The 24,763-nt window shown below is 63.3% G+C and carries 19 protein-coding genes and 1 pseudogene; 11 read left to right on the forward strand and 9 right to left on the reverse strand.

The genetic code is table 11. From position 1 onward, the window contains the following. Positions 1-363 precede the first annotated feature (363 nt). On the forward strand, positions 364-2,106 hold the full coding sequence (araD, locus tag NXC14_RS25695; protein WP_085780849.1) for an L-arabinonate dehydratase: 1,743 nt from the start codon (positions 364-366) through the stop codon (positions 2,104-2,106). 14 nt (positions 2,107-2,120) lie between these two features. Then, the gene (locus NXC14_RS25700; RefSeq protein ID WP_085780850.1) at positions 2,121-2,840 is read left to right on the forward strand and encodes a ribonuclease activity regulator RraA; all 720 of its coding nucleotides are present in this window, start codon (positions 2,121-2,123) and stop codon (positions 2,838-2,840) included. A gap of 20 nt (positions 2,841-2,860) precedes the next feature. Here the strand turns inward: NXC14_RS25700 and NXC14_RS25705 are convergent, their stop codons facing one another. The 3 genes from NXC14_RS25705 to NXC14_RS25720 all read right to left on the reverse strand — a co-directional run bounded on the left by NXC14_RS25705 (position 2,861) and on the right by NXC14_RS25720 (position 8,031). Next, a complete protein-coding gene (locus NXC14_RS25705) occupies positions 2,861-3,391 on the reverse strand; it encodes a cytochrome c (protein ID WP_085780851.1) in 531 nt (176 codons plus the stop codon). 456 nt (positions 3,392-3,847) lie between these two features. Then, a complete protein-coding gene (locus tag NXC14_RS25715; protein WP_085780853.1) occupies positions 3,848-7,000 on the reverse strand; it encodes an efflux RND transporter permease subunit in 3,153 nt (1,050 codons plus the stop codon). Continuing rightward, on the reverse strand, positions 7,000-8,031 hold the full coding sequence (locus tag NXC14_RS25720) for an efflux RND transporter periplasmic adaptor subunit (RefSeq protein WP_245362232.1): 1,032 nt from the start codon (positions 8,029-8,031) through the stop codon (positions 7,000-7,002). The genes NXC14_RS25715 and NXC14_RS25720 overlap by 1 nt, the downstream gene beginning before the upstream one ends. Positions 8,032-8,303: 272 nt before the next feature. Between NXC14_RS25720 and NXC14_RS25725 the strand changes: the two genes are divergently transcribed. The 3 genes from NXC14_RS25725 (at position 8,304) to NXC14_RS25735 (ending at position 11,805) form a co-directional block, all read left to right on the forward strand. After that, positions 8,304-8,990 (forward strand): response regulator, encoded by a 687-nt coding sequence (locus NXC14_RS25725; RefSeq protein WP_085780855.1) that lies wholly within the window; start codon positions 8,304-8,306, stop codon positions 8,988-8,990. A 2-nt stretch (positions 8,991-8,992) separates the two neighbouring features. Then, positions 8,993-10,252 carry an ATP-binding protein gene (locus tag NXC14_RS25730; RefSeq protein ID WP_085780856.1) on the forward strand — a complete coding sequence of 420 codons (1,260 nt, stop codon included), beginning with the start codon at positions 8,993-8,995 and terminating at the stop codon, positions 10,250-10,252. Between the two features lie 101 nt (positions 10,253-10,353). Further along, positions 10,354-11,805: an efflux transporter outer membrane subunit gene (locus NXC14_RS25735; protein ID WP_085780857.1), complete on the forward strand. Its 1,452-nt coding sequence runs from the start codon at positions 10,354-10,356 to the stop codon at positions 11,803-11,805. Between the two features lie 18 nt (positions 11,806-11,823). Here NXC14_RS25735 and NXC14_RS25740 read toward each other — a convergent pair whose 3' ends face one another. From NXC14_RS25740 to NXC14_RS25760, 5 genes are read right to left on the reverse strand one after another with little or no spacing between them, the layout of a single operon-like run. Next, entirely contained in the window at positions 11,824-12,660 is an 837-nt protein-coding gene (locus NXC14_RS25740; RefSeq protein WP_085780858.1) for a CoA ester lyase, read from the reverse strand. Beyond that, complete coding sequence (locus NXC14_RS25745) at positions 12,657-13,109, reverse strand: MaoC family dehydratase (protein WP_085780859.1); 453 nt, start codon at positions 13,107-13,109, stop codon at positions 12,657-12,659. The genes NXC14_RS25740 and NXC14_RS25745 overlap by 4 nt, the downstream gene beginning before the upstream one ends. Beyond that, positions 13,109-14,974 carry a biotin carboxylase N-terminal domain-containing protein gene (locus tag NXC14_RS25750; protein ID WP_085780860.1) on the reverse strand — a complete coding sequence of 622 codons (1,866 nt, stop codon included), beginning with the start codon at positions 14,972-14,974 and terminating at the stop codon, positions 13,109-13,111. Before NXC14_RS25750 ends, NXC14_RS25745 begins: the two co-directional genes overlap by 1 nt. An 8-nt stretch (positions 14,975-14,982) precedes the next feature. Next, the gene (locus NXC14_RS25755; RefSeq protein WP_085780861.1) at positions 14,983-16,593 is read right to left on the reverse strand and encodes a carboxyl transferase domain-containing protein; all 1,611 of its coding nucleotides are present in this window, start codon (positions 16,591-16,593) and stop codon (positions 14,983-14,985) included. Further along, positions 16,590-17,735, reverse strand: coding sequence for an isovaleryl-CoA dehydrogenase (locus NXC14_RS25760; RefSeq protein ID WP_085780862.1), 1,146 nt, complete (start codon positions 17,733-17,735; stop codon positions 16,590-16,592). Before NXC14_RS25760 ends, NXC14_RS25755 begins: the two co-directional genes overlap by 4 nt. Positions 17,736-17,871: 136 nt before the next feature. Here NXC14_RS25760 and NXC14_RS33670 point away from each other — a divergent pair. After that, positions 17,872-18,119, forward strand: a pseudogene (locus NXC14_RS33670) (type II toxin-antitoxin system prevent-host-death family antitoxin). Positions 18,120-18,172: 53 nt separating this feature from the next. Here the strand turns inward: NXC14_RS33670 and NXC14_RS25770 are convergent. Further along, positions 18,173-19,195, reverse strand: coding sequence for an AraC family transcriptional regulator (locus tag NXC14_RS25770; RefSeq protein WP_245362227.1), 1,023 nt, complete (start codon positions 19,193-19,195; stop codon positions 18,173-18,175). A gap of 134 nt (positions 19,196-19,329) precedes the next feature. Here NXC14_RS25770 and NXC14_RS25775 point away from each other — a divergent pair, with 134 nt between their 5' ends. The 5 genes from NXC14_RS25775 to NXC14_RS25795 are packed head-to-tail and all read left to right on the forward strand — an operon-like array spanning position 19,330 to position 24,763. Then, positions 19,330-20,097, forward strand: coding sequence for an SDR family NAD(P)-dependent oxidoreductase (locus tag NXC14_RS25775; RefSeq protein WP_085780864.1), 768 nt, complete (start codon positions 19,330-19,332; stop codon positions 20,095-20,097). A gap of 23 nt (positions 20,098-20,120) precedes the next feature. Further along, positions 20,121-21,308, forward strand: a complete 1,188-nt coding sequence (locus NXC14_RS25780; protein ID WP_085780865.1) for an acetyl-CoA C-acyltransferase — start codon at positions 20,121-20,123, stop codon at positions 21,306-21,308. A gap of 19 nt (positions 21,309-21,327) precedes the next feature. Next, on the forward strand, positions 21,328-22,455 hold the full coding sequence (locus NXC14_RS25785; RefSeq protein WP_085780866.1) for an acyl-CoA dehydrogenase family protein: 1,128 nt from the start codon (positions 21,328-21,330) through the stop codon (positions 22,453-22,455). 60 nt (positions 22,456-22,515) lie between these two features. After that, positions 22,516-23,748, forward strand: coding sequence for a 3-methyl-2-oxobutanoate dehydrogenase (2-methylpropanoyl-transferring) subunit alpha (locus NXC14_RS25790; protein ID WP_085780867.1), 1,233 nt, complete (start codon positions 22,516-22,518; stop codon positions 23,746-23,748). Position 23,749: 1 nt separating this feature from the next. Further along, positions 23,750-24,763, forward strand: a complete 1,014-nt coding sequence (locus tag NXC14_RS25795; protein ID WP_085780868.1) for an alpha-ketoacid dehydrogenase subunit beta — start codon at positions 23,750-23,752, stop codon at positions 24,761-24,763.

The following is a 24,763-nucleotide window of genomic DNA, read 5'->3' on the forward strand; positions in this document are numbered from 1 at the left end:
CGGTCGGTCCCTCCCTAATGTCAGGTTTACCGGCCTCAACGCCATTACCATTCCCGGCACTCTGCGCGCGACAGCCTCAATCTGCTCGCGATCGTGCTGGAGCAGGGACCGAGCCTCAGCCGACCGAGATCATGACCGACAAGGCCAGATAAACCGACATACTTCTATGTCGGGCACGCTTGACCCCTTGCCCGACTACGGTTGACGGCAACGAACAGTTCGGCAAAGCCGAGCAGCTTGGCGCCTTGCCTGATTTCGAAGCGATTGAGCGACTCTCTTGACATCCGTGGACGTTCAGCCGGGAGCCTGTATCTTGCTGGCCTCGTACACTTCAAGCTATGTCAATTGTGGAGGCAGATCGGCATGTCGTTGAAAATCGCTAAGTCGCCGGGGGAATTGCGATCGGCCCGCTGGTTCGCATCCGAGGACCTGCGCGGCTTCGGCCATCGCTCGCGCCTGATGCAGATGGGCTACGATGCCGGCGACTGGACCGGCAAGCCGCTGATCGGCATCTTCTCCACCTGGTCGGACCTCAATCCCTGCCACGCTCATTTCAAGCATCGCGTCGAAGACGTGAAGCGCGGCGTGCTGCAGGCCGGCGGCTTTCCGGTGGAGATGCCGGCGCTGGCGCTGTCGGAAAACTTCATGAAGCCGACGACCATGCTCTACCGCAACCTCCTGGCGATGGAGACCGAAGAGCAGATCCGCGCCCACCCTGTCGATGGCGTGGTGCTGATGGGAGGGTGCGACAAGACCACGCCGGGCCTCATTATGGGCGCGCTCAGCGCCGGCGTGCCGATGATCTACCTGCCGGCCGGGCCGATGCTGCGGGGCAATTATGCGGGCCAGCAGCTCGGTTCCGGTTCGGACGCCTGGAAATACTGGGATGAGCGGCGCGCGGGAACGATATCGGACAAAGAATGGGCGGGCATCGAAGCCGGCATCGCGCGCTCCTACGGCCATTGCATGACGATGGGCACCGCCTCGACGATGACGGCGATTGCCGATGCGATGGGACTGACGCTGACAGGGGTCTCTTCGATTCCCGCAGCCGATGCCAATCATATCCGCATGTCGGCCCAGACTGGCCGGCGGATCGTCGAGATGGTCTGGGAAGATCTGACGCCGGACCGGATCGTCACCCCGGCGGCCATTCGCAATGCCGCGACGGTCGCGATGGCGACCGGCTGTTCGACCAATGCCGTCATCCATCTCCTCGCCATGGCGCGCAGGGGAGGGGTCACGCTGACGCTTGACGATCTTGACGCGCTTGGCCGTGTTACTCCGGTGGTCGCCAATGTCCGTCCGTCCGGGAAGACCTATCTGATGGAGGATTTCTACTATGCCGGCGGTCTTCTGGCGCTGATGTCGCAGGTCCGCGAGCGGCTCGATCTCGACGCATTGACGGTCTCGGGCGAAACGTTGGGCACAGCGCTGGCCGATGCCAAGATCTATAATGACGACGTGATCCGGCCGCTTTCCAATCCGATCTATCCGGAGGGCTCGCTGGCCGTGCTCAAGGGCAATCTGGCGCCCGACGGCGCGGTGATCAAACCCGCGGCATGCGACCCGCGCTTCCATGTCCATCAAGGTCCGGCTCTGGTCTTCGACAGTTACCCCGACATGAAGGCGGCGGTCGAGGACGAGACGCTTGATGTGACGCCTGATCATGTGATGGTGCTGCGCAATGCCGGACCGCTCGGCGGCCCCGGCATGCCGGAATGGGGCATGCTGCCGATGCCCAAGGCTTTGCTGAAGCAGGGACATCGCGACATGCTGCGGCTGTCGGATGCGCGCATGAGCGGCACCAGCTATGGCGCCTGCGTGCTGCACGTGGCGCCCGAAGCCCATGTCGGTGGCCCGCTCGCTCTGCTGCGCAACGGCGACATCGTCAGGATCGATATTCCGAACCGCCGGCTGGATATGCTGGTCGACGAGGAGGAGCTGATCCGGCGCCGCGCCGCCTGGACGAAGCCGGCCGATCGTTTCGGCCGCGGCTACGGCTGGATGTACGCCTCCCATGTCAGCCAGGCCGACAAGGGTTGCGATTTCGATTATCTGCTGCCCGAATTCGGCGCTGCAGCCGGAGAACCGGACATCTTCTAGGAGGACACGCAGGAATGACGACACTTTCGGACAGCACGCGCGACAAACTCATGCGGGTCAGCGTCGCCACCATCAGCACGGCGCTCTTCAAGCGCGGCCTGCGCAACCAGACGATCCAGGATGTTCAGCCGGTCGCCCGTAAAGGCCGCAACATGGTCGGGCCGGCCTATACGCTGCGCTACATTCCGGCGCGCGAAGACCTGAACAAGCTCGAGGTTTTCCGCAATCCCGAACACCCGCAGCGCGCCTGTGTCGAAAGCTGCCCGCCGGGCGCCGTGCTGGTGATGGACAGCCGCAAGAATCCGCGCGCCGCCTCCGCCGGCTCAATCCTCGTCACGCGGCTGATGGTGCGCGGCGTGGCAGGTGTCGTCACCGATGGCGGATTCCGCGACAGTCCCGAAATAGCCGGGCTGTCGATCCCTGCTTATCACAATCGGCCCTCGGCGCCGACGAACCTGACGCTGCACCAGGCGCTCGACATCAACGTGCCGATTGGTTGCGGCGACGTGGCGGTCTGGCCGGGCGATATCATGGTCGGCGACGATGAAGCGGTGATCGTCATTCCCGCGGAACTGGCCGACGAGATTGCCGAGGAGGCTGTGGAAATGACCGCCTATGAGGATTTCGTCACCGAGCGCGTGCTGGCTGGCCAGTCGATCATCGGCCTCTATCCGGCAACGCAGACGCGCCATCTCGAGGAATTCGCCGCCTGGCGCGCCAGGAGCGGCCGGTGACTCGCAGCATCCGTCACTTTCTAGTTTGGCGCGCTGGCTGCGGTTTCACCCGGCGGCAAGATCCGGAACAAAAAGGTTGAAACCTTCTCCCCCGGCTTGAAGGGTCCTGGAACCTGATTAGCTACCGGTTTTAGGCTTTGAAGGTACGCTGCAATTGATGTCACGTCCTCGTCGGTGAGCTGCGCGAATGCATGCCATGGCATGATTGGCGCCAGGATGCGACCGTCCGGCCGCTGCCCGGACTGAAGGGCAGTCACAATTTGTTCTCTGGTCCAGCTCCCGATGCCGGTCTCCTTGTCAGGCGTAATGTTGCGGCCGACAAAAACGCCCTCGCCCGGGATCTCAAAGCCAACATCCGATCCACCGAGAAACCGCGCAGTGTCCGGCTTTCCGAAGAAATATCCCGGTGTGTGGCAGTCGTTGCACCCGCCGACGGTGACGAGATATTCGCCGCGGGCAATCTGCGGATCATCGGCCGCTGCTGCCATGCTCAACGGTAGCTCCAACGCACAAGCGGCTATAAATGCGAGCCGAACGCTCAATCGAAACATTTCACCCTCCGTGTTTACAGCCGCTCGCAGCCGAAAAGGAGTGAATATCACGATGAAGTTGTTCGATATATTAGCCACTTCGAATTAATAGAATGGTACGCGGCGCAGGCCGCCAGGCCAGCAGTGAAAAAGGGCCGCGACGAAGCAGGCCTCTATGAATTTTCGCGAGCACGGGGCGGCGCGGCAGCTGCTATTCAATCCGCGACAGCCCGATTGTTGTCGCTTCGCTCGGGGGCGGTCGGCCACCAGCGGCACCTTGCCCGATTTGGAAGCGATGGAGCCGTTGTCGAACGCATGGCAGGACGCGCAGGCGGCAGGATGCCGCCTGCGGGGGAACACGTCCCGCGGTCTTGTTCCGGGGGAGGGAACTCGACCGAAGAGCTTGCCATCAAGATTCACCGAGCCTCGCCCGCAGCGGGCGTGGGACTATCCGGCTGATCGCTCGGCGGAAGGCGATCATCGTCGACCTCCCCCTCGCCGCGATTGCTCGGGCTGGAAGGTGATTGCCGCGTGATCGTTTGAAGCTTCCGGTGCGCTCTCGGTGGTTTCCGGTTCGGCTCGACGGAAAAGACGCTTGAGCGCCTCGTCCAGGTCATCCACGAAGGTGAAGATGACGGGGATGACGACGAGGCTGAGCAGCGTCGACATCATCACGCCTCCGATTACCACGATCGCCATCGGCTGCCGGAAGCTCGAATCGCCGCCGGTCAGACTGAGGGCGACCGGAAGCATGCCGCAAGCCATCGCGATGGTGGTCATGACGATCGGCCGGGCGCGCTTATGGCAAGCGTCGACGACGGCATCGAACCTGGACATGCCCTGGCGGCGCGACATGATCGCGTATTCGATGAGGAGGATGGAGTTCTTCGTCACCACGCCCATCAGCATGAGCAGCCCGATGACGGCGGCCAGCGAGAAGCTGGTCCCGGTCACCACCAGTGGCACGAGCGCGCCGCCGAGCGAGAGCGGCAAAGCCATCAGCAGCGTGAGCGGCTGCAGGAAATCATGGAAGAGCAGGACGAGGACCGCATAGATGCAGAACACGCCGATCGCCATTGCCAGCGCGAAGCTCTGGAACAGTTCCGAGCTGCGCTGAAGTTCGCCCTGTTCGACGAGTGTCACGCCCGACGGCAGATGCTGGAGCGCCGGCAGCGCCTGTGCCTCGCGGTTGACGTCGCCGAGGATACGGCCGTTGAGTTCGACCGACACGGTAACATTGCGCATCCGGTCGATGCGGTCGATTTCGGAGGGGCTGCCGCCGATCCGGATATCGGCGACCGATCCGAGATCAACATTGCCGTTCGTGCCCGCCACCCGCATGTTCTTGATATCGTCCAGACTGGTGCGCGACTCCGGGCTGAATCGGACGACGATCGGAACCTGGCGCTGCGGCAGGTTGAGCTTCGGCAGGCTGGCGGAGTATTCGCCGTTCGTCGCTACGCGTGCGGCCTCGGCGATGGCGCTCGACGTCACCCCCAATGCGGCTGCGCGCGCAAAATCGGGGGTGATCTGGATCTCGGGCGCCTGCCTTGCCGCCGTCGACGTCACCGCTCCGATGCCGTTCAGCGTGCGGAGCTGTTCTTCGAGCGCGGTGCTCGCGCTGTCGAGGGCGTTGGCATCGTCACTGGCAAGGGTGATTTCGAGCTTCGTGCCGTTGGCGCCGCCGCCGACGGCAACGCGCACGCCTGATAGAACCGACAACGCCTGCCGGATATCGTTTTCGATTCCCGACTGCTTGCGGTCACGCTCGCCGATGGCCGTCAGCACGGCGACGATCGTGGCGGAATTGACGCTGCTCGTGGTGCTGGCGTCGGGGCCGCCACCGCCTGAAGATGTGGAGCCGACCGAGGAGAAGACACGGGTGACGTCCTGAAGCTTGCCGACGATATCGGCGGCTTTCCTGGTTGCGGCGTCCGTCTGCTCGATGGTGGCGCCCGGCTGCATGGTGAGCGTGATCTGGGTCCGCGCATCGTCGGAAGCGGGCAGGAAGCCGGATTTCAGCAGGGGAATGGTGGAAAGGGAAAGCGCTACGATGACGGCGGTCACGGCCACCGTGGTCTTGCGGCGGGTCATGGCAGCCTTCACGATTGCCAGATAGGCGCGCATGATGCGGCCGTCTTTTTCCTCCGTGGGAGGGGCGGCCTTCATGAAATAGGCTGCCATCATCGGCGTCAGCAGGCGGGCAACGACGAGCGAGGCGAGTACGGCGACGGCGGCCGTGACCCCGAACTGCCGGAACAGAAGTCCCGGAATGCCACTCATAAAGGCGGTCGGCAGAAAGACGGCGACCAGCGTGAAGGTGGTTGCGATGACGGCAAGCCCGATCTCGTTGGCGGCTTCGAGGGCGGCATCGATCGGCCGCTTGCCCATCTGCAGGTGGCGGGCGATGTTCTCGATCTCGACGATGGCGTCGTCGACGAGGATGCCGACCACCAGCGACAGTGCCAGCAGCGTGATGATGTTCAGGCTGAAGCCACAGAGGTACATGACCAGGAAGGTCGGGATCACGGACAAGGGCAGCGCCACGGCCGACAGGATCGTTGCGCGCCAGTCCCGCAGGAAGAGCCAGACGACGATGATCGCCAGGATCGCCCCTTCGAACAGCATGTGCATCGAACCGTCATAATTGTCGATGATCGGCCCGATCGTGCTGTAGGCTTCGTCGATCTGCACATTGGAATGTTTGGCGGCGAACTGTTTGATCGCCTTGTCGACATCGCCGGCGACACCGCTGTCCGAAAAGCCGTTCGAGCGCTTGATCTCGACCGCGATCACCGGTTTGCCGTCGAGATAAGCCATCGAGGACCGCTCCGCGAAGCTGTCCGTCACCGATGCGACTTCGTCGAGGCGAACCTGCTGGCCGTTGGCCAAGGGAATTCTCAGTCCTTTCAGAGCCTCGACCGATGGAAGAGCGCCGAGCGTGCGCAGCGTTTGACGAGTGCCGCCGATTTCGCCGAGGCCGCCCGATGTATCCGCCTGCACCGCCTTCAGCTGCGACGATACGGTCGCCGCAGTGACCCCGAGCGACGCCATCGTCGCGGGATCGAGATCGACGTGAACCTCGCGGTCGATCCCGCCGATGCGGTTGACTTGACCGACGCCGGACACCGAGAGCAGCGCCTTGGTGAGATCATTATCGACAAACCAGGAAAGCTCGGTTTCGTTGAGAGCAGTCGAGCGGACGGCATAGGTGACCAGCGCGGAGCTTTGGACCGTAACCTTGGTGACGCTTGGTGTCTCCATCTGCGCTGGAAGATCGCCCTTGACGCTGTCGACGGCGTTGCGGACTTCGTTCAGGGCCGCTTCGCTGTTTTTCTCCAGCTTGAAAGAAACCTTGATCGAGACGGTGCCGTCGGTGATGGTCGTGGTGATGTGGTCGAGATAGCTGAGCGAAGCCAAACTGTCTTCTATTGTGCGGGCGACCTCGGTTTCGAGCTGTGTTGGCGCCGCACCGTCGAGCATCGCCGTGACGCTGATCGTCGGAAGGTCCATATCGGGGAAGTTCTGGACCGCCAGGGTCTTGAAGGCCAAGAGTCCCCCGACCGTCAGCATCGCAAACAGCAATATTGCCGGGACGGGGTTGCGGATCGACCATGCCGAGAAGTTCATCAGTTTTTCTCCGCGATCTTCACGAGGTCATTGTCCGAGAGGAATGCGCCGCCCGACGTCACCACCTTCGACGTCCGGTCTATGCCGGAGACGATTTCCACCTCGCCGTCGTTGCGACGGCCGGTTTCCACCCGCACCCTTTGCACCCGTTGATCCTCGCTCGCGGTGAAGACGTAACTGATCCCGTCCCGGAACACGATTGCCGTCTCGGGCACGGTCAGCGCCGGGGAGGTCTGCAGCTCGATGTTGCCTGTGACGTAAAGGCCCGTGCGCGGACGGGCGTCGTCCGGCAGCGTGACATAGACGATTGCCCGGCTGGTATCGGTGCTGACCGACGGCCCGACAAGCCTCACCTTGCCCTCGATGACGTGACCTTCAGGCCCGTTGACCTGGACGTTCAGGCCTTGCGAAATACGCGGGAGATAACGTGCCGAAACCTCGGCCTGCCATTCGATCCGCTGCTGGCGAACCATGCGGAACAGTTCCGTGCCGGCGGAGACGACGGCGCCGAGATCGGCGGAACGCGAGGTGATGAGGCCGTCGTCGACGGCCGTAATGGTCGTCTGCGCAAGCTTGATCTTTTCGCTGTCGAGTACGGCCTCTTCGGATGCAAGACTTGCCGTCGCGGTCTGTTCGTTGGCGAGATACTCGACGATCTTCTCATCGGAGAGCGCACCCGAAGGCTGGAGCTGCCGCGCCCGGTCGGCATTGGCATTGGCCTTCGAAAGGCTCGCCTTGGCGGTCGCGACGGCCGCCTCCTGCTTGCGAAGATCGGCGAGCACGCTCTCCTGGGAAAGCCGCACGAGCGTCTGGCCCTTGGTGACGACGGAACCGACATCGGCCAGAACATCGGTTATGCGCAGCCCGCTCGTCTCGGAGGCGATGACCGCTTCCTGCCATGGTTTCAGCCACCCGCTCGCGGGAACGGTCTCAGGCCAGTCCCGCTGAGCCGGCGCCGTCAGAGAGACGGTGAGGGCGGTTGCCGCAGCCTGTTGCGCCATGGCGTTGCGGAGGGGAGCAAACAGCGCCATCGCAACGAAGGCGGAGGCGAATAGTCTGGAGGTTTTTCTCAACGACGCACTCCTTGTGGTCAAGGCATCGGTGCCTTTCCCGATCGGCGCAATCGACTGAAGGATTGCCGCTCATCCACGGCAACCGGCTTTCAGCGCGCGACGATGTCATCGCAGGTATGTAACGGGGCGAACGTTAAGTGCGGTCAAGTTAGTGTTAAGTTGAGTAAAACTTACCCGCATGAGTGCGATTGTGCTGTATGGCATGCCCGGATTGATAACGGATAACGCGAATGAACAAGGTTCTCCTGATCGACGACGATGCGGAGCTGACGACACTTCTGCAGGAATATCTGGTCGAGGAAGGATATGACGTCATAACGGATACGGACGGCCGCGCCGCCATTGCCGCGGCTGCCGGCAATACGGTCGACATCATCGTGCTCGACATCATGATGCCCCGCATGAACGGCATCGAAGTGCTGCAGCGGATCAGGAAGCTCAGTCAGGTTCCGGTACTGATGCTGACGGCAAGAGGCGATGACGTGGACAGGATATCCGGTCTCAATCTCGGCGCCGACGACTATGTGCCGAAGCCGTGCTCGCCGGGCGAACTTGCGGCGAGGCTGCGGGCCATCCTGCGCCGGGCGGGTCAGCCGGCGGCCGGCGTATCGACTGATACGGTGAGGGCAGGAGAGCTCGTGATCCATTCCGGCAGCAGAAGCGCCGAATGGCGCGGCGAAGCTTTGGAGCTGACCGGCACGGAGTTCAGCCTGCTCGAAGTTCTCGCCCGCAGCGCCGGCCAGCTGGTGTCGAAGCAGGATATTTCCAAGCGCGCCTTCGGCAAGCCGCTCACCCCGTTCGATCGCCGGATCGACGTCCATATCAGCAGCGTTCGCCAGAAGCTCGGACTGAGGGAGGACGGACAATCCTGGATCCAGTCCGTTCGCGGTCAGGGCTATCAACTTCTCGTGGATTGACCATGCCCCGGCTTTTCTGGAAGTTCTTCGCGATCATCTGGCTGACGCTGACCACGACCCTCGGCGTGATCATCCTGCTCGTAAACCTTCTCCAAGGCGTTCCTTTTGCGCGGGAACTGGAACAGGAGCGACGGTCGATCGCGTTGAACCTAACCGCAAATGTGCTTGCGAGGGACGGCGAGGAAGCGGCAGCATATTTCGTGCGTTCAAGTGAAGAGACGCTGCCGCACGGTCTGACCATCTCCAAAACCGCAAAACCCGATGCCTGTTCGGATCCGAAGGCGGCTGATACGCGATCCGTTCTGAAGGAGGGGATCTGCTATCGGATATTCCTGCCAGCCCCTCCCACTTTCACCTTCGAAAATTTTGGCCCGTTTATGCCGTGGCTCACGATCCTGATCTCCAGCACGATATCCGCCTGGGCACTGGCACGATACCTCATCCGCCCCGTGGTGCATTTGCGCGATGGCTTGAGCGCGCTTGCGCATGGCCGCTTCGACTTCCGCATCGGCGAAAAGATGGCCGGCCGGAAGGACGAGGTGACAGCGCTTGCCCATGACTTCGATTCGAGCGCCGCACGGCTTCAGGAACTTCAGGACGCGCAGCAGAGGTTGTTTCACGACGTTTCTCATGAACTGCGTTCGCCTTTGTCCCGGCTGCAGGCCGCCGTCGGCGTGCTCCGGCAAAGCCCGGCCAAACTCGGCGCCATGCTGGATCGCATGGACCGGGAGGTCGAACGGGTCGACGTGCTGGTGGGCGAGGTCCTGACCCTTGCCAGGCTGACGGCAGGATCCGGCCTGCCGCTGAAGACGCAGACCGTCGATGTCATCGAGTTGTTGAACGAAATCCTCGGTGATGCGGCCTTCGAAGCCCAGGCACGGGAGGTCTCGATCACGACGAGCGTCGAGGGGGTCTTCCGAGCCGAGGTCGAAGGCGAGCTAATCTACCGGGCGCTGGAAAACGTCGTTCGCAACGCGGTCAAATACACGGCCGAGCATTCGTTCATATCCGTGTCCTGCGAGACAGCTGCCGACCGCATCAAGATCTGCGTCACAGATCAGGGGCCAGGCGTAAAAAGGGACGAACTCGAACGGATCTTCCAGCCGTTCTCACGCGGGAAAGAGGCGGTGCCGAGAGGCGGATACGGCCTCGGCCTCGCCATCACCAGGCAGGCTATCGAACGCCATGGCGGGCGTGTGCATGCATCGTTGCCGGAGGCGGGCGGACTGGCGATCACATTGGAGCTTCCCAGAAAGCGCTGATCCCTTCTGCCGGGTTTTACCTAACTTTTACAGTTTCTTAACCGCCATTAACGCTGGCGTCGCTAAGCCTGAACCCACGATTCCCGTTCAGAGGCTCCCCCGTGAGTACGTCGCTTCACACAAGATTATCGTCCCTCCGCTACGCCGCATCCGCGTTCACACTGCTGCTCGCAGGCTGCGTCAGCGGCCCGGATCACGTTCCCCCAGAGATGCCGCTTCCCGCGAAATTCGAAGCGGGGGGTAACAAGAGCAACGGCGATGTCGTGACGGTAGAGTGGTGGAGAGCCTATCGCGACAAGAAGCTCGACGGGCTGGTCGCTCACGGCCTCAGCGACAATCTCGATGTGCTGCAGGTGCTCGAGAGCATCAACTCGGCTTCCGCCAACGTGACGGTTGCCGGTGCAGGCGCTCTGCCGAGTCTGAGCGTGGACGCATCGCACACGGTATCAGGCGAAAAGGGGCGGCTGCGCACGACGGTCGGCACCACGAACACGACGGGAGGCGATGTCAGCCTGTCCTGGCTGCTCGACGTCTTCGGCCAGTATCGCCGCTCGAAGGAGAGCGCGATCGCCTCGCTTGGGGCCGCTTATGCGACGGCCGACAATGCGAAGCTCACCTTTCTGAAAGACCTGGTCGAGAGTTATATCGACGCCCGCTACTATCAGGAGCGGATTGCGCTCTCCCAGGCGAGTTTGAAATCCCGCCAGCAGACTTACGAACTCACGCAGCTGCAGCTGAAAGCCGGTGCGGCCTCCCGCCTCGACGTCGTCCAGGCCGAGGGCCTGGTACAGTCGACAAAGGCCGACATTCCCGGCCTTGAACAGAGTTTTACCGAATCGGCCCATCACATTGCTACTCTGCTCGGAATGCCGGCGGCTTCGCTGACGGACGAGCTGCGCAAGAATACAGGTCAGCCGGTGTTCCGCGGCGACATTCGTGCCGGCATTCCGGCCGATCTCATTCGCAATCGTCCCGATATAAGGAAGGCCGAACGCGAGCTTGCGGCAGCTGTGGCCGATATCGGTGCAGCGCAAGCCCAGCTGTACCCGTCAATCTCGCTCTCCGGCTCGATTTCGCCGAGCTGGGTCAAAGCATCGGGCGCCAGCGGCGCCAGCCTCACCAGCTGGTCGTTCGGACCGACGCTCAACCTGCCGATTTTCGACGGCGGCAAGTTGCGGGCCAACGTCGACATCGAGAAATCCGATGCCAGAACGCAATATCTGGCGTGGAAGGCGGCGGTGCTGAACGGGGTGGAAGAGGTCGAAAACGCGCTTTCGGCCGTTCGCCACGATACGCAGACGCTGGGGCCGTTGCGCAGACAGGTGCAGACGGCGCAGGAATCGCTGGCGCTTTCGACCACGAGCTACAAGGACGGCGCCTCGTCGCTGCTCGACGTTCTGGACGCGCAGCGGTCGGTCTCAGATGCTCAGGAAAGCCTCGCTGCCACCGTGCAGCAGGTCGCGAAGGATTATGTGGACCTCTATGTCGCCATCGGCGCCGGTTACCTCGAGCCGGAACAGGTCACTTCCGAGCAAACCGCAAAGCCGGGCTGATTCGCTGAGAGGTCGGGCCTATCGGCCTGCGCTTTCCAGAATGCGCAGCGCAAGTTTGAGGTGCGGCAGGTCAAGCATGCGTCCGTCAAGCTGGATGACGCCGGCGTCAGGCCTGGCGGCAAAGGCGGCGGCCACCTTCTCGGCCCAGGCGATCTCGGAGGTGTCAGGTGTGAAGGCGTGATTGATCGCTTCGACCTGGCTCGGATGAATGGCCATCATAGCGGAAAAGCCGTCGCGCCGGGCGCGGCCGAGATAGGCCCTGAGACCGCTGAGATCGCGAAAATCCGGATAGACGGTTTCGATTGCCGGAACAGCGGCGGCATGGGCTGCGAATAGGGTCAGCGAGCGGGCAAGCTCGTAGGGCGGGGTATAACGGCCGTCCGTCCGTCGCGCGGTCGAAGCCCCGATCGCTGCCGGCAGATCCTCGGCGCCCCAGGTCAAGCCGCAAAGGTTCGCCGAGACGTCGCGGTAACTGCCGATCTCGAAGATCGCCGACGGCGTTTCTGTCGCGATCGGCAGAATGGGAATGGTGGAGGCGAGAGCGCCTGCGAGCGTCAGCACGGAAGCGGCACCCTCGGCCTTCGGCAGCATGACGGCGAAAGGATGAAGGCCGTTCAGAGAGGCAAGATCGGCTTCGAATTCGGGGGAGGTCAGCGGATTGACGCGGATCAGCAGAGCGGCCTCGCTGGCATGGCGCAGGGTGAATTCGTGCACGGCCTCCCGGGCTCGCGGCTTGTTTGCCGGCGCAACCGAATCTTCCAGGTCGAGAATGACGGCATCGGCACCTGAGGCGAGCGCTTTTTCGAAACGCTCCGGCCGGTCGCCGGGCACGAAGAGCAGCGAGCGCAGCCTCATGACGGTTTGACCTTCAGCATTGCCGTGCGAAGGCACTGGCAGACGATCTCGTCACGCTGGTTCAACGTGACATGCCGGAAAGTGACGATGCCAGCATCGGGGCGGGAGTTTGAGCGGCGCAGCTCCGTTACCTCGGTTTCCACCCGTAGTGTATCGCCGATGAAAACAGGCTTCGGCATCGTCACCTTGTCATAGCCGAGATTGGCGACGAGCGTGCCGAGCGTGGTGTCGCCGACCGAAAGGCCGACTGTGAGGGCAAAGGTGAAGGTGCCGTTGACGACAATCCGGCCGAACTTGGTGGCGGCGGCATAATCGGCATCGAGATGCAGCGGCTGCGGATTGTGGGAAAGCGTCGTGAACAGCAGGTTATCGGTCTCGGTGACCGTGCGGCGGATCTCATGGGTGATGCGCTCGCCGACTGTCCATTCGTCGAAATAGCGGCCGGCCATCACGCTTGCTCCTTCATTACGGTGACAACAAGCTGGTTTTCCGAAACCCGGACCCCCGTGGAAACCTGTAATTTGCCAACGATGCCGTCGAAGGGCGCGCGCAGCGTATGTTCCATCTTCATTGCTTCGACCGTCAGGAGGCGATCCCCCTTGGCAACAGTGTCGCCTTCGGCGACATCGACCGCTATGACGAGGCCGGGCATGGGCGAAAGAATGGCGCCGTCGCCCGAACCCTGGCTTGCCTCGACTTCGCCCGCATGGGGCAGGCCGATCGTCCAGGCATTGCCGGCGTCGAAAAGCACGGTCTTCGCGTCGACCTCGACGGCATTCGCCTCAAGGCCGGGGCGCACGCGCCCCCAGTGGAGATGGCCGTCGATGCGCACCCGCACGCGGCCGTCGCCTGGCCCGGCAATGCGAAAACCGGTCAGTACCGACCAGGGATCCTCGTTCGCGGCCTTCGAAAGTGCCGTTGCCGCTTTGTCGATTGCCGTCTCCTCCGGCTCCGTCGCCGCAAGGCTTTCACCGTGGCGGTCGAGGAAGCCGGTATCGATCCGGGCGGCGCGAAAATCAGGATCGGCGGCGACGCGGGCGAGAAGGCCGGCATTGGATCTGACCGGCCAGATCTCGATGCCGGCACAGGCGGCGGCGAGCTTCGACAGCGCGGCCTCGCGGCTCGGCCCATGCGCGATGATCTTGGCGATCATCGGATCGTAGAAGGAGGTGATCTCATCGCCCTGCTCGACGCCGCTGTCGACGCGGACCGCCACCGGAAGTTTCAGATGTTCGAGCCTTCCGGTCGAGGGCAGGTAGCCGGCGGCTGGATTTTCGGCATAGAGCCGTGCCTCGAATGCCCAGCCCTTCATGGCGATCTCGTCCTGGCTCTTCGGCAGCGGCTCGCCGGTTGCGACCTTCAGCTGCCAGAGCACCAGATCCTCACCTGTTATGGCTTCAGTGACGGGATGCTCCACCTGCAGGCGCGTGTTCATCTCCATGAACCAGATACGATCGGGATGCAGGCCTTGGGAAGCGTCGGCGATGAATTCGATCGTGCCGGCGCCGACATAGTTCACCGCTTTTGCCGCCTTCACCGCCGCCTCGCAGATCGCGGCGCGCGCGGCGGCATCGAGCCCCGGAGCAGGGGCCTCCTCAATGACCTTCTGGTGGCGGCGCTGCAGCGAACAGTCGCGTTCGAAGAGGTGGAGGCAGTTGCCGTGCTGGTCGGCGAAGATCTGCACCTCGATATGACGCGGGTTGGCGATATAGCGTTCGATGAGAACGCGGTCGTCGCCGAAGGAGGCGCTGGCCTCACGGCGGCAGGAGGCGAGGAGCTCGGCGAAATCCTCACGCCGGTCGACGCCGCGCATGCCCTTGCCACCGCCGCCGGCAACCGCCTTGATGAGGACGGGGTAGCCGATGGCATCGGCCTCGGCCGCAAGCCTTGCTTCGCTCTGGTCCGGACCGGGATAACCGGGCGTGACCGGCACGCCGGCCGCCTGCATCAATTGCTTGGCGGCGTCCTTCAGTCCCATCGCCCGGATTGCGGCCGCCGGCGCGCCGACCCAGACCATGCCGGCCTTCTCGACCGCTTCGGCAAATTCGGCATTTTCCGACAGGAAACCGTAGCCCGGATGGATCGCGGCCGCACCGGTTTTGCGGGCGGCTTCGAGGATGCGTGCCTCGGACAGATAGCTTTCGCGGGCCGGCGGCGGGCCGATGGCGATTGCTTCGTCGGCTTCTCTCACGAAGGGCAGGCCGGCATCAGCTTCGGAATAGACGGCGATCGTACGGATGCCGGCAGTCTTTGCCGTGCGGATGATGCGGCGGGCGATTTCACCCCGGTTGGCGATGAGAAGGCTCTCCATCATGGCGCGCCTCACATCCGGAATAGGCCGAAGCGCGGCCCTTTCGGAATCGGCGCATTCAGGCAGGCGGAGAAGGCAAGGCCCAGCACGTCCCGCGTCTGGCAGGGATCGATGATGCCGTCGTCCCAGAGGCGGGCGGTGGCATAATAGGGATTGCCTTCCGCCTCATAGCCGGCGCGGATCGGCCCCTTGAAAGCCTCCTCTTCATCGACAGACCAATTCTCTCCGCGCGCCTCCAGCGCGTCGCGGCGAATGGTGGCGAGCACCGAAGCCGCCTGTTCGCCGCCCATGACGCTGATGCGGCTATTCGGCCAGGTGAAGAGGAACCGCGGGCGATAGGCGCGGCCGCACATGCCGTAATTGCCGGCGCCGAAACTGCCGCCGATAATGACGGTGACCTTCGGCACGGTCGCTGTCGCAACCGCCGTCACCAGCTTTGCCCCGTCCTTGGCGATGCCGCCGGCTTCATAGCGGCCGCCGACCATGAAACCGGAAATATTCTGCAGGAACAGCAGCGGCACGCGGCGCTGGCAGGCGAGCTCGATGAAATGCGCACCCTTCAGCGCGCTTTCGGAAAACAGCACGCCATTGTTGGCGATGACGGCGACCGGCATGCCCCAGATGCGGGCGAAGCCGCAGACCAGCGTGGCGCCATAAAGCGGCTTGAACTCGTGCAGTTCCGAGCCGTCGACGATCCGGCCGATCACCTCGCGCACGTCATAGGGCGAGCGCACGTCATCGGGAATGAGGCCAAGGAGATCCTGGGAATCGAGTTTCGGCGGCCGCGGAGGCTGGATGTCGATATCGACCGATTTGACACTGTTGAGGCTGGCGACGATGTCTCGCACCAGAAGCAGCGCGTGTTCGTCATTCTCGGCGACATGATCGACGACGCCGGAGCGGCGGCCATGGGTTTCGGCGCCGCCGAGCTCTTCGGCCGTGATTATTTCGCCGGTCGCGGCTTTGACCAATGGCGGCCCGGCAAGGAAGATCGTGCCCTGATTGCGCACGATCACCGTTTCATCAGACATGGCGGGGACATAGGCGCCGCCGGCCGTGCAGCTTCCCATCACGCAGGCGATCTGCGGAATGCCTTCGGCCGACATCTGCGCCTGATTGTAGAAGATCGCGCCGAAATGGTCGCGGTCGGGAAAGACCTCGGCCTGATGCGGAAGATTGGCGCCGCCGCTATCGACGAGATAGAGGCAGGGCAGTCGGTTCTGCAGCGCGATCTCCTGTGCCCGCAGATGCTTCTTCACCGTCAGAGGGTAGTAGGCGCCACCCTTCACTGTCGCGTCATTGGCGACGATCATCACCTCGCGGCCGGAAACCCGGCCGATGCCCGATATGATGCCCGCACCCGGCGCCTCGTCACCATACATGCCGTTGGCCGCCAGCGTGCCGATCTCCAGGAAGGGACTGCCGGCATCGAGCAGAAGCTGGATGCGGTCGCGCGGCAGGAGCTTGCCCTTGGCCGTGTGGCGCTCGCGTGCTGCCTGTGAACCGCCTTCGCGGGTCCTTGCCGAGCGCTGGTAGAGCTCGTCGACGAGGGTTTTGTTCTTGGCTGTGTTGGCTTTGAAGCTTTCGCTGGCGCGGTCGACCGCGGTCGAAATCACCGTCATGATGCGATCAGCTCCCGCCCAATCAGGTAGCGACGGATCTCATTGGTGCCGGCGCCGATATCGTAGAGCTTGGCGTCGCGCAAAAAGCGCTCGACCGGCCATTCCTTGGTATAGCCCGCGCCGCCGAGCGCTTGAATCGCTTCCAACGACACCTTCACGGCATTCTCACTCGCAAATAGGATCGCGGCGGCCGCATCGGTGCGTGTTGCGCAGCCGGAATCGCAGGCCCGCGCCACGGAATAGACATAGGCGCGCGCCGAATTCAGCGCGACATACATGTCGGCGATCTTGCCCTGCATCAGCTGGAATTCGCCAATCGGCTTGCCGAACTGCTTGCGATCGCGCACATAGGGCAGCACCACATCAAGGCAGGCCTGCATGATGCCGAGCGGGCCGGCGGCAAGCACGGCGCGTTCGTAATCGAGGCCGGACATCAGGATCTTCACGCCTTCTCCCTCCCGGCCAATCAGCGCCTCGGCCGGCACTTCGCAATCCTGAAAGACCAGTTCGGCCGTGTCGCTGCCGCGCATGCCGAGTTTGGAAAGCTTCTTGGAGACGCTGAAACCGGTCAGGCCCTTTTCGATGATGAAGGCGGAAATTCCTTTCGGGCCGGCTGCGGGATCGGTCTTGGCATAGACGACAAGCACGTCGGCATGCGGCGCGTTGGTGATCCAGAATTTGGTGCCGTTCAGAATATAGCGGTCGCCCTTTTTCTCGGCACGCAGCCGCATGGAGACGACATCGGAACCGGAGCCCACTTCCGACATGGCAAGTGAGCCGACATGTTCGCCGGAGATCAGCTTCGGCAGATGACGGCGCTTCTGCTCCGGCGACGCCCAGCGGCGGATCTGGTTGACGCAGAGATTGGAATGGGCGCCGTAGCTCAGGCCAACGGAAGCCGAGGCGCGCGAGACCTCCTCCATTACGACGACATGTTCGATATAACCAAGACCGGCACCGCCGAACTCTTCTTCGACGGTAATGCCATGCAGTCCGAGTGAGCCCATCTCGGGCCAGAGCTGGCGCGGAAACGTGTTGCTTTCGTCGATCTCCGCAGCCAGCGGAGCAATATGATCGGCGGCAAATCGCGCCGTCGTTTCGCGGATCGCATCCGCGGTTTCGCCGAGCGAAAAATCAAACATGGCACTCCTCCCGCTGAGATATGTAGCGCGGGTTGCGGCAGGTTCAAAGTGTCGATGAATGCTCGGATGAGAACGCCAATTTCGTGAAATATGGAAAGTATGGAATATATGGAAATCAAACAGGAGACGCTATTCGATGCGACAGTTTACGACAGGTGATCTCAACAAACAGGTCGGGGACGTCACCGATGCTGCGAGCCGCGAGCCGGCCACAACAAGCCGCGCTTCGTGCTGATGAGCTATAAGCACTTTGAACGCATGCGCAGTGGCACAGATCCGCGCCGCGCGCATAGCACCTCGCAGATACCGGACGAGCATGCCAAATTGATTGGCGCGGCGATTGAGCGATTGTCACCGGGCGAAGGCTACGACGATGAGCCGTGAGTTTCGTCCTGGTGCCGCCATGTTGTCGAAAGCGCGAAGTCAGTCGGGCCGGGTCAAGCGGTTCGACTGACCGACGTTGAATTCTCCGCTTCCTCTCGACGGAAGGCCTCGGGACTCTTGCCCACCCATTTCCGGAAAGCCCGGAAGAAGGCGCTGGGTTCGGAATAGCCGAGTTGCACGGCGATTTCGCCAATCGTTTTCGAGGTATTCAGCAGTAGCTCGACGGCTAGATCGCGGCGGATGTCGTCTTTGATGGCGGCGTAGCTTTGTCCTTCATCGTGCAGGCGGTGGCGCAGCGTCGAGGGCGGCATGCGCATATCGGCGGCGAGTTCGGCGAAGCTTCGCCACGTGGCCGGCGTTGCCTGGTTCAAGCGCCGGCGGACGGCGGCGGCGATGCCGGCGTCATAGCGGTAGCGCACCAGGATATTGGCGGGCGCGCCGCGCAGGAACTGTTTCAACGCCTGTTCGGTGCGTGAAATCGGCAGGTCGAGCAGAGCGCTGTCGAAGCCGAGGCGGCTGATCGGTTGCGAGAAGCGCACAGGCGCGCCGAAGAACAGCCGGTAGTCGGCGCCCTGTTTCGGCTCGGCGCAGCGGAAATCGACAAGCCGGATCGGGATGCGTCGGCCGACCAGCCAACAGGTGATGCCGTGCAGGATGATCCAGTAGGTGCGGTAGGCGAAGGCCGAGCGCGTGTCGCCCTTGTCCCTGAGCTCGATCTCGGCAAGGCCGTCGCGGATAACGAGCCGCCCTCTGGGATCTTCGAGCACGACGTCGAGGAAACGCAGCGCCCGGCGCAGCGCGTGCCCCAGCGTCGGCGCGTGCAGCACGCAATGGCAAAGCAGCGTGAAACTGCCGCTGCGCATCGGTCGGCCGCTCATGCCGAAGAATTCGTCGTCGAGCTCGGCGGCGATTGCCAGCCAGAGCGCGCCATAGGTTTCGGCCGACACCGGCTGGTCGACCGCCGATAGACCCACGCGTGCGAGGATCGGCGCTGTCGGCTTGCCGAGCCGCCGTAGGCTGTCGAGCGCCTCCTCGATGAAACCCGGCGCGATCATCCGTCGCTCGATCTCGGCCATCCCATCCCCGCTATGGCAAAACTGGCCGAAATAATGGAGCAGTTCTGTCATCGCTTGCAATAGGGGGAATGAATAGAATCGTGGGTGTCGGTGGCGCTCGGAGGAGGACGCGGCCGACAGGGAGGAACAGATTCATGCTGATCCGTGGAGCAAGTTTCATCGTGACCGGAGGCGGTTCCGGGCTCGGTGCCGCGACAGCGCGCATGCTCGTCGAGGCCGGCGGGCGCGTGATGATTGCCGATCTCAATGTCGAGGCGGGAGTGGGGATGGCTCGGGAATTCGGCAGAGACGCCCGCTTCGTCGAGGCTGACGTGACCGACGGCGAGGCGGGAGCTGCGGTGGTCGCCGCGGCGCTCGAAGCCTTCGGCAGCCTGCGCGGGCTGGTCAATTGCGCTGGCGTGGCGCCGGCCGAAAAGGTGGTCGGCCGCGATGGGCCGCACCGCCTGGAGAGTTTCGTACGCACCATCAGCATCAATCTGATCGGCACGTTCAACATGATCCGGCTTGCCGCGGCCGCGATCCAGAACGTGGAACCGGATGGTGAAGGCGAGCGCGGCGTGATCGTCAATACGGCTTCGGTCGCCGCCTTCGACGGCCAGATCGGCCAGGCCGCCTATGCCGCCTCCAAGGGCGGAGTGGCGGCGATGACCTTGCCGATCGCCCGCGAGCTCGCCCGTCACGGCATCCGCGTCGTGTCGATCGCGCCCGGCATCTTCGAGACGCCGATGATCGCAGGCATGCCGGCCGAGGTTCAGGCAGCACTCGGCCAGAGCATGCCTTTTCCGCCGCGGCTCGGCCGGCCGGCGGAATTTGCTGCGCTGGTGCGCCATATCTTTGAAAACATCATGCTGAACGGCGAGGTTATTCGCCTCGACGGCGCATTGCGGATGGGCGCGCGCTGAGCGCTTCTCCCGAAGGAGGAAAGATGGTTTTGCAGGATCCCATCGTCATCGTCGGTGCGGCGCGCACGCCGATCGGCAGCTTTCAAGGCGAACTGAAGGACGCGACCGCACCCGAGCTTGGAGCGGCGGCGATAGGGGCAGCACTCCAGCGCAGCGGCGTTGAGGCCGAGGCGATCGAGGAGGTCGTCTTCGGCTGCGTGTTGCCTGCGGGGCAAGGGCAGGCGCCGGCGCGCCAGGCGGCGATCCACGCCGGGCTGCCCTTTGCGACCGGCGCCAGCACCGTCAACAAGATGTGCGGCTCGGGCATGAAGGCTGTCATGATCGCCCATGACCAGATCGCCGCCGGCAGTGCTTCTGTGGCAGTTGCCGGCGGCATGGAAAGCATGACGAATGCGCCCTATCTCCTAGACAGGGCCCGTGGCGGCTACAGGCTCGGCCATGGGCGTGTCGTGGATCATATGTTCCTCGACGGGCTGGAGGATGCTTATGACAAGGGGCGCTTGATGGGCAGCTTCGCGGAGGATTGCGCCGAGGCCTATCAGTTCACGCGCGAGGCGCAGGATAATTACGCCATCGCTTCTCTGACGCGGGCGCAGAAGGCAATCGCGGAGGGTAGCTTCGAAAGCGAGATCGTGCCGGTGACGATCAAGTCGGGGAAAGCCGAGCAGGTTGCCCGCCGCGACGAACAGCCGGGCCGTGCCAAGCTCGGCAAGATCCCGACGCTGAAGCCCGCCTTCCGAGAGGACGGCACGGTAACGGCCGCCAATTCCAGCTCGATCTCAGACGGCGCGGCAGCGCTCGTGCTGATGCGCCGCTCCGAGGCGGAGCGCCGCGGTCTTGCCCCGCTCGCCACCATCCTCGGCCATGCCACCCATTCGCAGGCACCCAATCTCTTCGCCACCGCACCGATCGGCGCACTGCAGAAGCTGTCCGAGCGGACCGGCCTAGCGCTTGCGGATGTCGACCTCTTCGAAATTAACGAGGCTTTCGCGGTCGTCGCGATGGCGGCAATGCGCGATCTCGACCTGCCGCATGAAAAGGTCAATGTGCATGGCGGTGCCTGCGCGCTCGGCCATCCGATCGGCGCGTCGGGAGCCCGGATTCTGGTGACGCTGCTGTCGGCACTGGAGCGCTATGATCTGAAGCGCGGCATGGCGGCACTTTGCATCGGTGGCGGCGAGGCGACGGCCGTCGCCATCGAGCGGCATTAGCGGGGAGGGGAGGAGCAACATGATCCTTTCCGAACTTCAGCAGCAGATCACAGATCTCGCCCGCGACTTTGCCCGCGACCGGCTGGCGCCGGGAGCGGCCAAACGCGACCGGGAGCATCTCTTCCCGCGCGAGGAGCTGAAGGAGATGGGCGAACTCGGGCTGCTCGGCATGCTCGTTCCGGAAGCCTATGGCGGCTCGGATACGGGCGTCGTCGCCTATGCCGCGGCACTCGAGGAGATTGCCGCCGGCGACGGACCCTGTTCGACGATCATGAGCGTGCACAGCTCCGTCGGTTGTGTGCCGATCCTGAAATTCGGCACCGAGGAGCAGCGGCAGCGCTTCCTGCCGAAGCTTGCGACCGGCGAATGGATCGGCGGCTTCGCGCTGACCGAGCCGCAGGCCGGTTCCGATGCCTCGAACCTGAAGACCCGGGCCCGGCGCGACGGCGACGACTATGTGATCGACGGCGCCAAGCAGTTCATCACATCTGGAAAGAACGGTAATGTCATCATCGTCTTTGCCGTCACCGATCCCGAAGCCGGCAAGAAGGGCATCACCGCCTTCATCGTGCCGACGGATACACCTGGCTATGAGGTGATCCGGGTCGAGGAAAAGCTCGGACTGCATTCCACCGATACCTGCCAGATCGCCTTCAACGCCATGCGCATTCCTGCGGATTTCAGGCTCGGTGCGGAAGGCGAAGGCTATCGCATCGCGCTCGCCAATCTCGAGGGCGGACGGATCGGCATTGCCGCTCAAGCCGTTGGCATGGCACGGGCCGCTTTCGAGGCGGCGCGTGACTATGCCAGGGAGCGCACGGCTTTCGGCAAGCCGATTTTTGAGCATCAGGCCGTCGCCTTCCGCCTTGCTGACATGGGGGTGCGGATCGAGGCGGCACGTCAGCTCGTCTTTCACGCCGCTTCGCTCCGGGAGGCGGAGCTTCCCTGCCTGTCGGAAGCGTCGATGGCGAAACTCTTTGCCTCGGAGATGGCCGAGCGCGTCTGCTCCGATGCGATCCAGATCCACGGCGGCTACGGCTACATGGCCGATTACCCGGTTGAACGCATCTATCGCGACGTGCGCATCTGCCAGATCTATGAGGGAACGAGCGACGTGCAGCGCATGGTGATTGCCCGCAATCTGTAAGAATGCCATCCGGCCCGCTTCCGGGGAGGGGCGGGTCGGCAGAGGGAGGAAAGAAGAGACATGGTGGATTCCGCTCGTTTGAGCCTGCACGTCCCCGAACCCGCCGTTCGTCCGGGCGGCCAACCTGATTTTTCCAACGTCAAGATCGCCAAGGCCGGTTCGGTGCCGCGGCCGGAGGTCGATGTCGCGTCCGAGGATATCCGCGATCTCGCCTATTCGATCATCCGCGTCTTGAACCGTGACGGCGAAGCGGTCGGCCCCTGGGCGGGCTCGCTCTCTGATGAAGAACTGCTGTCCGGGCTTCGCAACATGATGAAGCTGCGCGCCTTCGACGCCCGCATGCTGATGGCGCAGCGACAGGGCAAGACCTCCTTCTACATGCAGCATCTCGGCGAAGAGGCCGTCAGCTGCGCCTTCCGCAAGGCGCTCAACAAGGGCGACATGAATTTCCCGACCTATCGCCAGGCGGGCCTGTTGATTGCCGACGACTACCCGATGGTCGAGATGATGAACCAGATCTATTCGAACGAGAGCGATCCGCTGCACGGCCGGCAGTTGCCGATCATGTATTCCTCCAAGGAACACGGGTTCTTCACCATCTCGGGCAATCTCGCCACCCAATATGTGCAGGCCGTCGGCTGGGCGATGGCCTCGGCGATCAAAAACGACAGCCGCATTGCCGCGGCCTGGATCGGTGACGGATCGACGGCGGAATCGGATTTTCACTCGGCGCTCGTCTTCGCCTCGACCTATAAGGCGCCTGTGATCCTCAACATCGTCAACAATCAATGGGCGATCTCCACCTTCCAGGGAATTGCCCGCGGCGGTTCCGGCACTTTTGCCGCCCGCGGCCTCGGCTTCGGCATTCCGGCGCTGCGGGTTGATGGCAACGATTATCTCGCCGTCCATGCCGTCTCCCGCTGGGCGGCCGAACGCGCCCGGCGCAATCTCGGCCCGACGCTGATCGAACATGTGACCTACCGCGTCGGAGCGCATTCGACCTCTGACGATCCGAGCGCCTATCGGCCGAAGACTGAATCGGAAGCCTGGCCACTCGGCGATCCGGTGCTGCGGCTGAAGAAACATCTGATCGTCAAGGGTGTTTGGTCGGAGGAGCGGCATGTGCAGGCGGAAGCAGAAATCATGGACGAGGTGATCGAGGCGCAACGCCAGGCCGAGGCGCATGGCACGCTGCATGCCGGCGGCAAGCCTTCGGTGCGTGACATTTTCGAAGGGGTCTATGCCGAGATGCCGGCGCATATTCGTCGCCAGCGGCAGAAGGCAGGATACTGACATGGCCAGGATGACGATGATCGAGGCCGTGCGTAGCGCCATGGACGTGTCAATGGCGAAGGACGACAATGTCGTCGTTTTCGGCGAAGATGTCGGTTATTTCGGCGGCGTCTTCCGCTGTACGCAGGGCCTGCAGGCAAAATATGGCAGGACGCGCTGCTTCGATACGCCGATCAGCGAATCCGGCATCGTCGGTACCGCAATCGGCATGGCCGCCTATGGGCTGAAGCCCTGCGTCGAGATCCAGTTCGCCGACTACATGTATCCGGCCTATGACCAGCTGACGCAGGAGGCGGCCCGCATCCGCTATCGCTCCAACGGCGATTTCACCTGCCCGATCGTTGTGCGCATGCCGACTGGCGGCGGCATCTTCGGCGGCCAGACGCACAGCCAGAGCCCGGAGGCGCTCTTCACCCATGTCTGCGGTCTGAAAGTGATTGTGCCGTCCAATCCCTATGACGCCAAGGGCCTGCTGATCGCGGCGATCGAGGACCCCGATCCCGTCATGTTCCTGGAGCCGAAACGGCTCTATAATGGCCCCTTTGACGGCCATCACGAGCGGCCGGTGACGCCCTGGTCGAAACACGACCTCGGCGACGTGCCCGATGGCCATTACACGATCCCGATCGGCAAGGCCGAGGTGCGGCGGGCGGGATCGGCGGTGACCGTCATTGCCTATGGCACGATGGTGCATGTGGCGCTGGCCGCGGCTGAGGACACCGGCATCGATGCCGAGGTGATTGATCTAAGAAGCCTGCTGCCGCTCGATCTCGATACGATCGTCAAATCGGTTACCAAGACCGGGCGCTGCGTCGTCGTCCATGAGGCGACCTTGACGTCGGGCTTCGGCGCCGAGGTCGTGTCACTGGTGCAGGAACATTGCTTCTATCACCTCGAAGCGCCTGTTGTGCGCGTCGCCGGCTGGGACACGCCCTATCCGCATGCGCAGGAGTGGGACTATTTCCCCGGTCCCGGCCGCGTCGGGCGGGCGCTTGCCGAAGTCATGGAGGCCTGA

The sequence above is a fragment of the Rhizobium sp. NXC14 genome, from assembly GCF_002117485.1.
Taxonomy (GTDB): Bacteria; Pseudomonadota; Alphaproteobacteria; order Rhizobiales; family Rhizobiaceae; genus Rhizobium.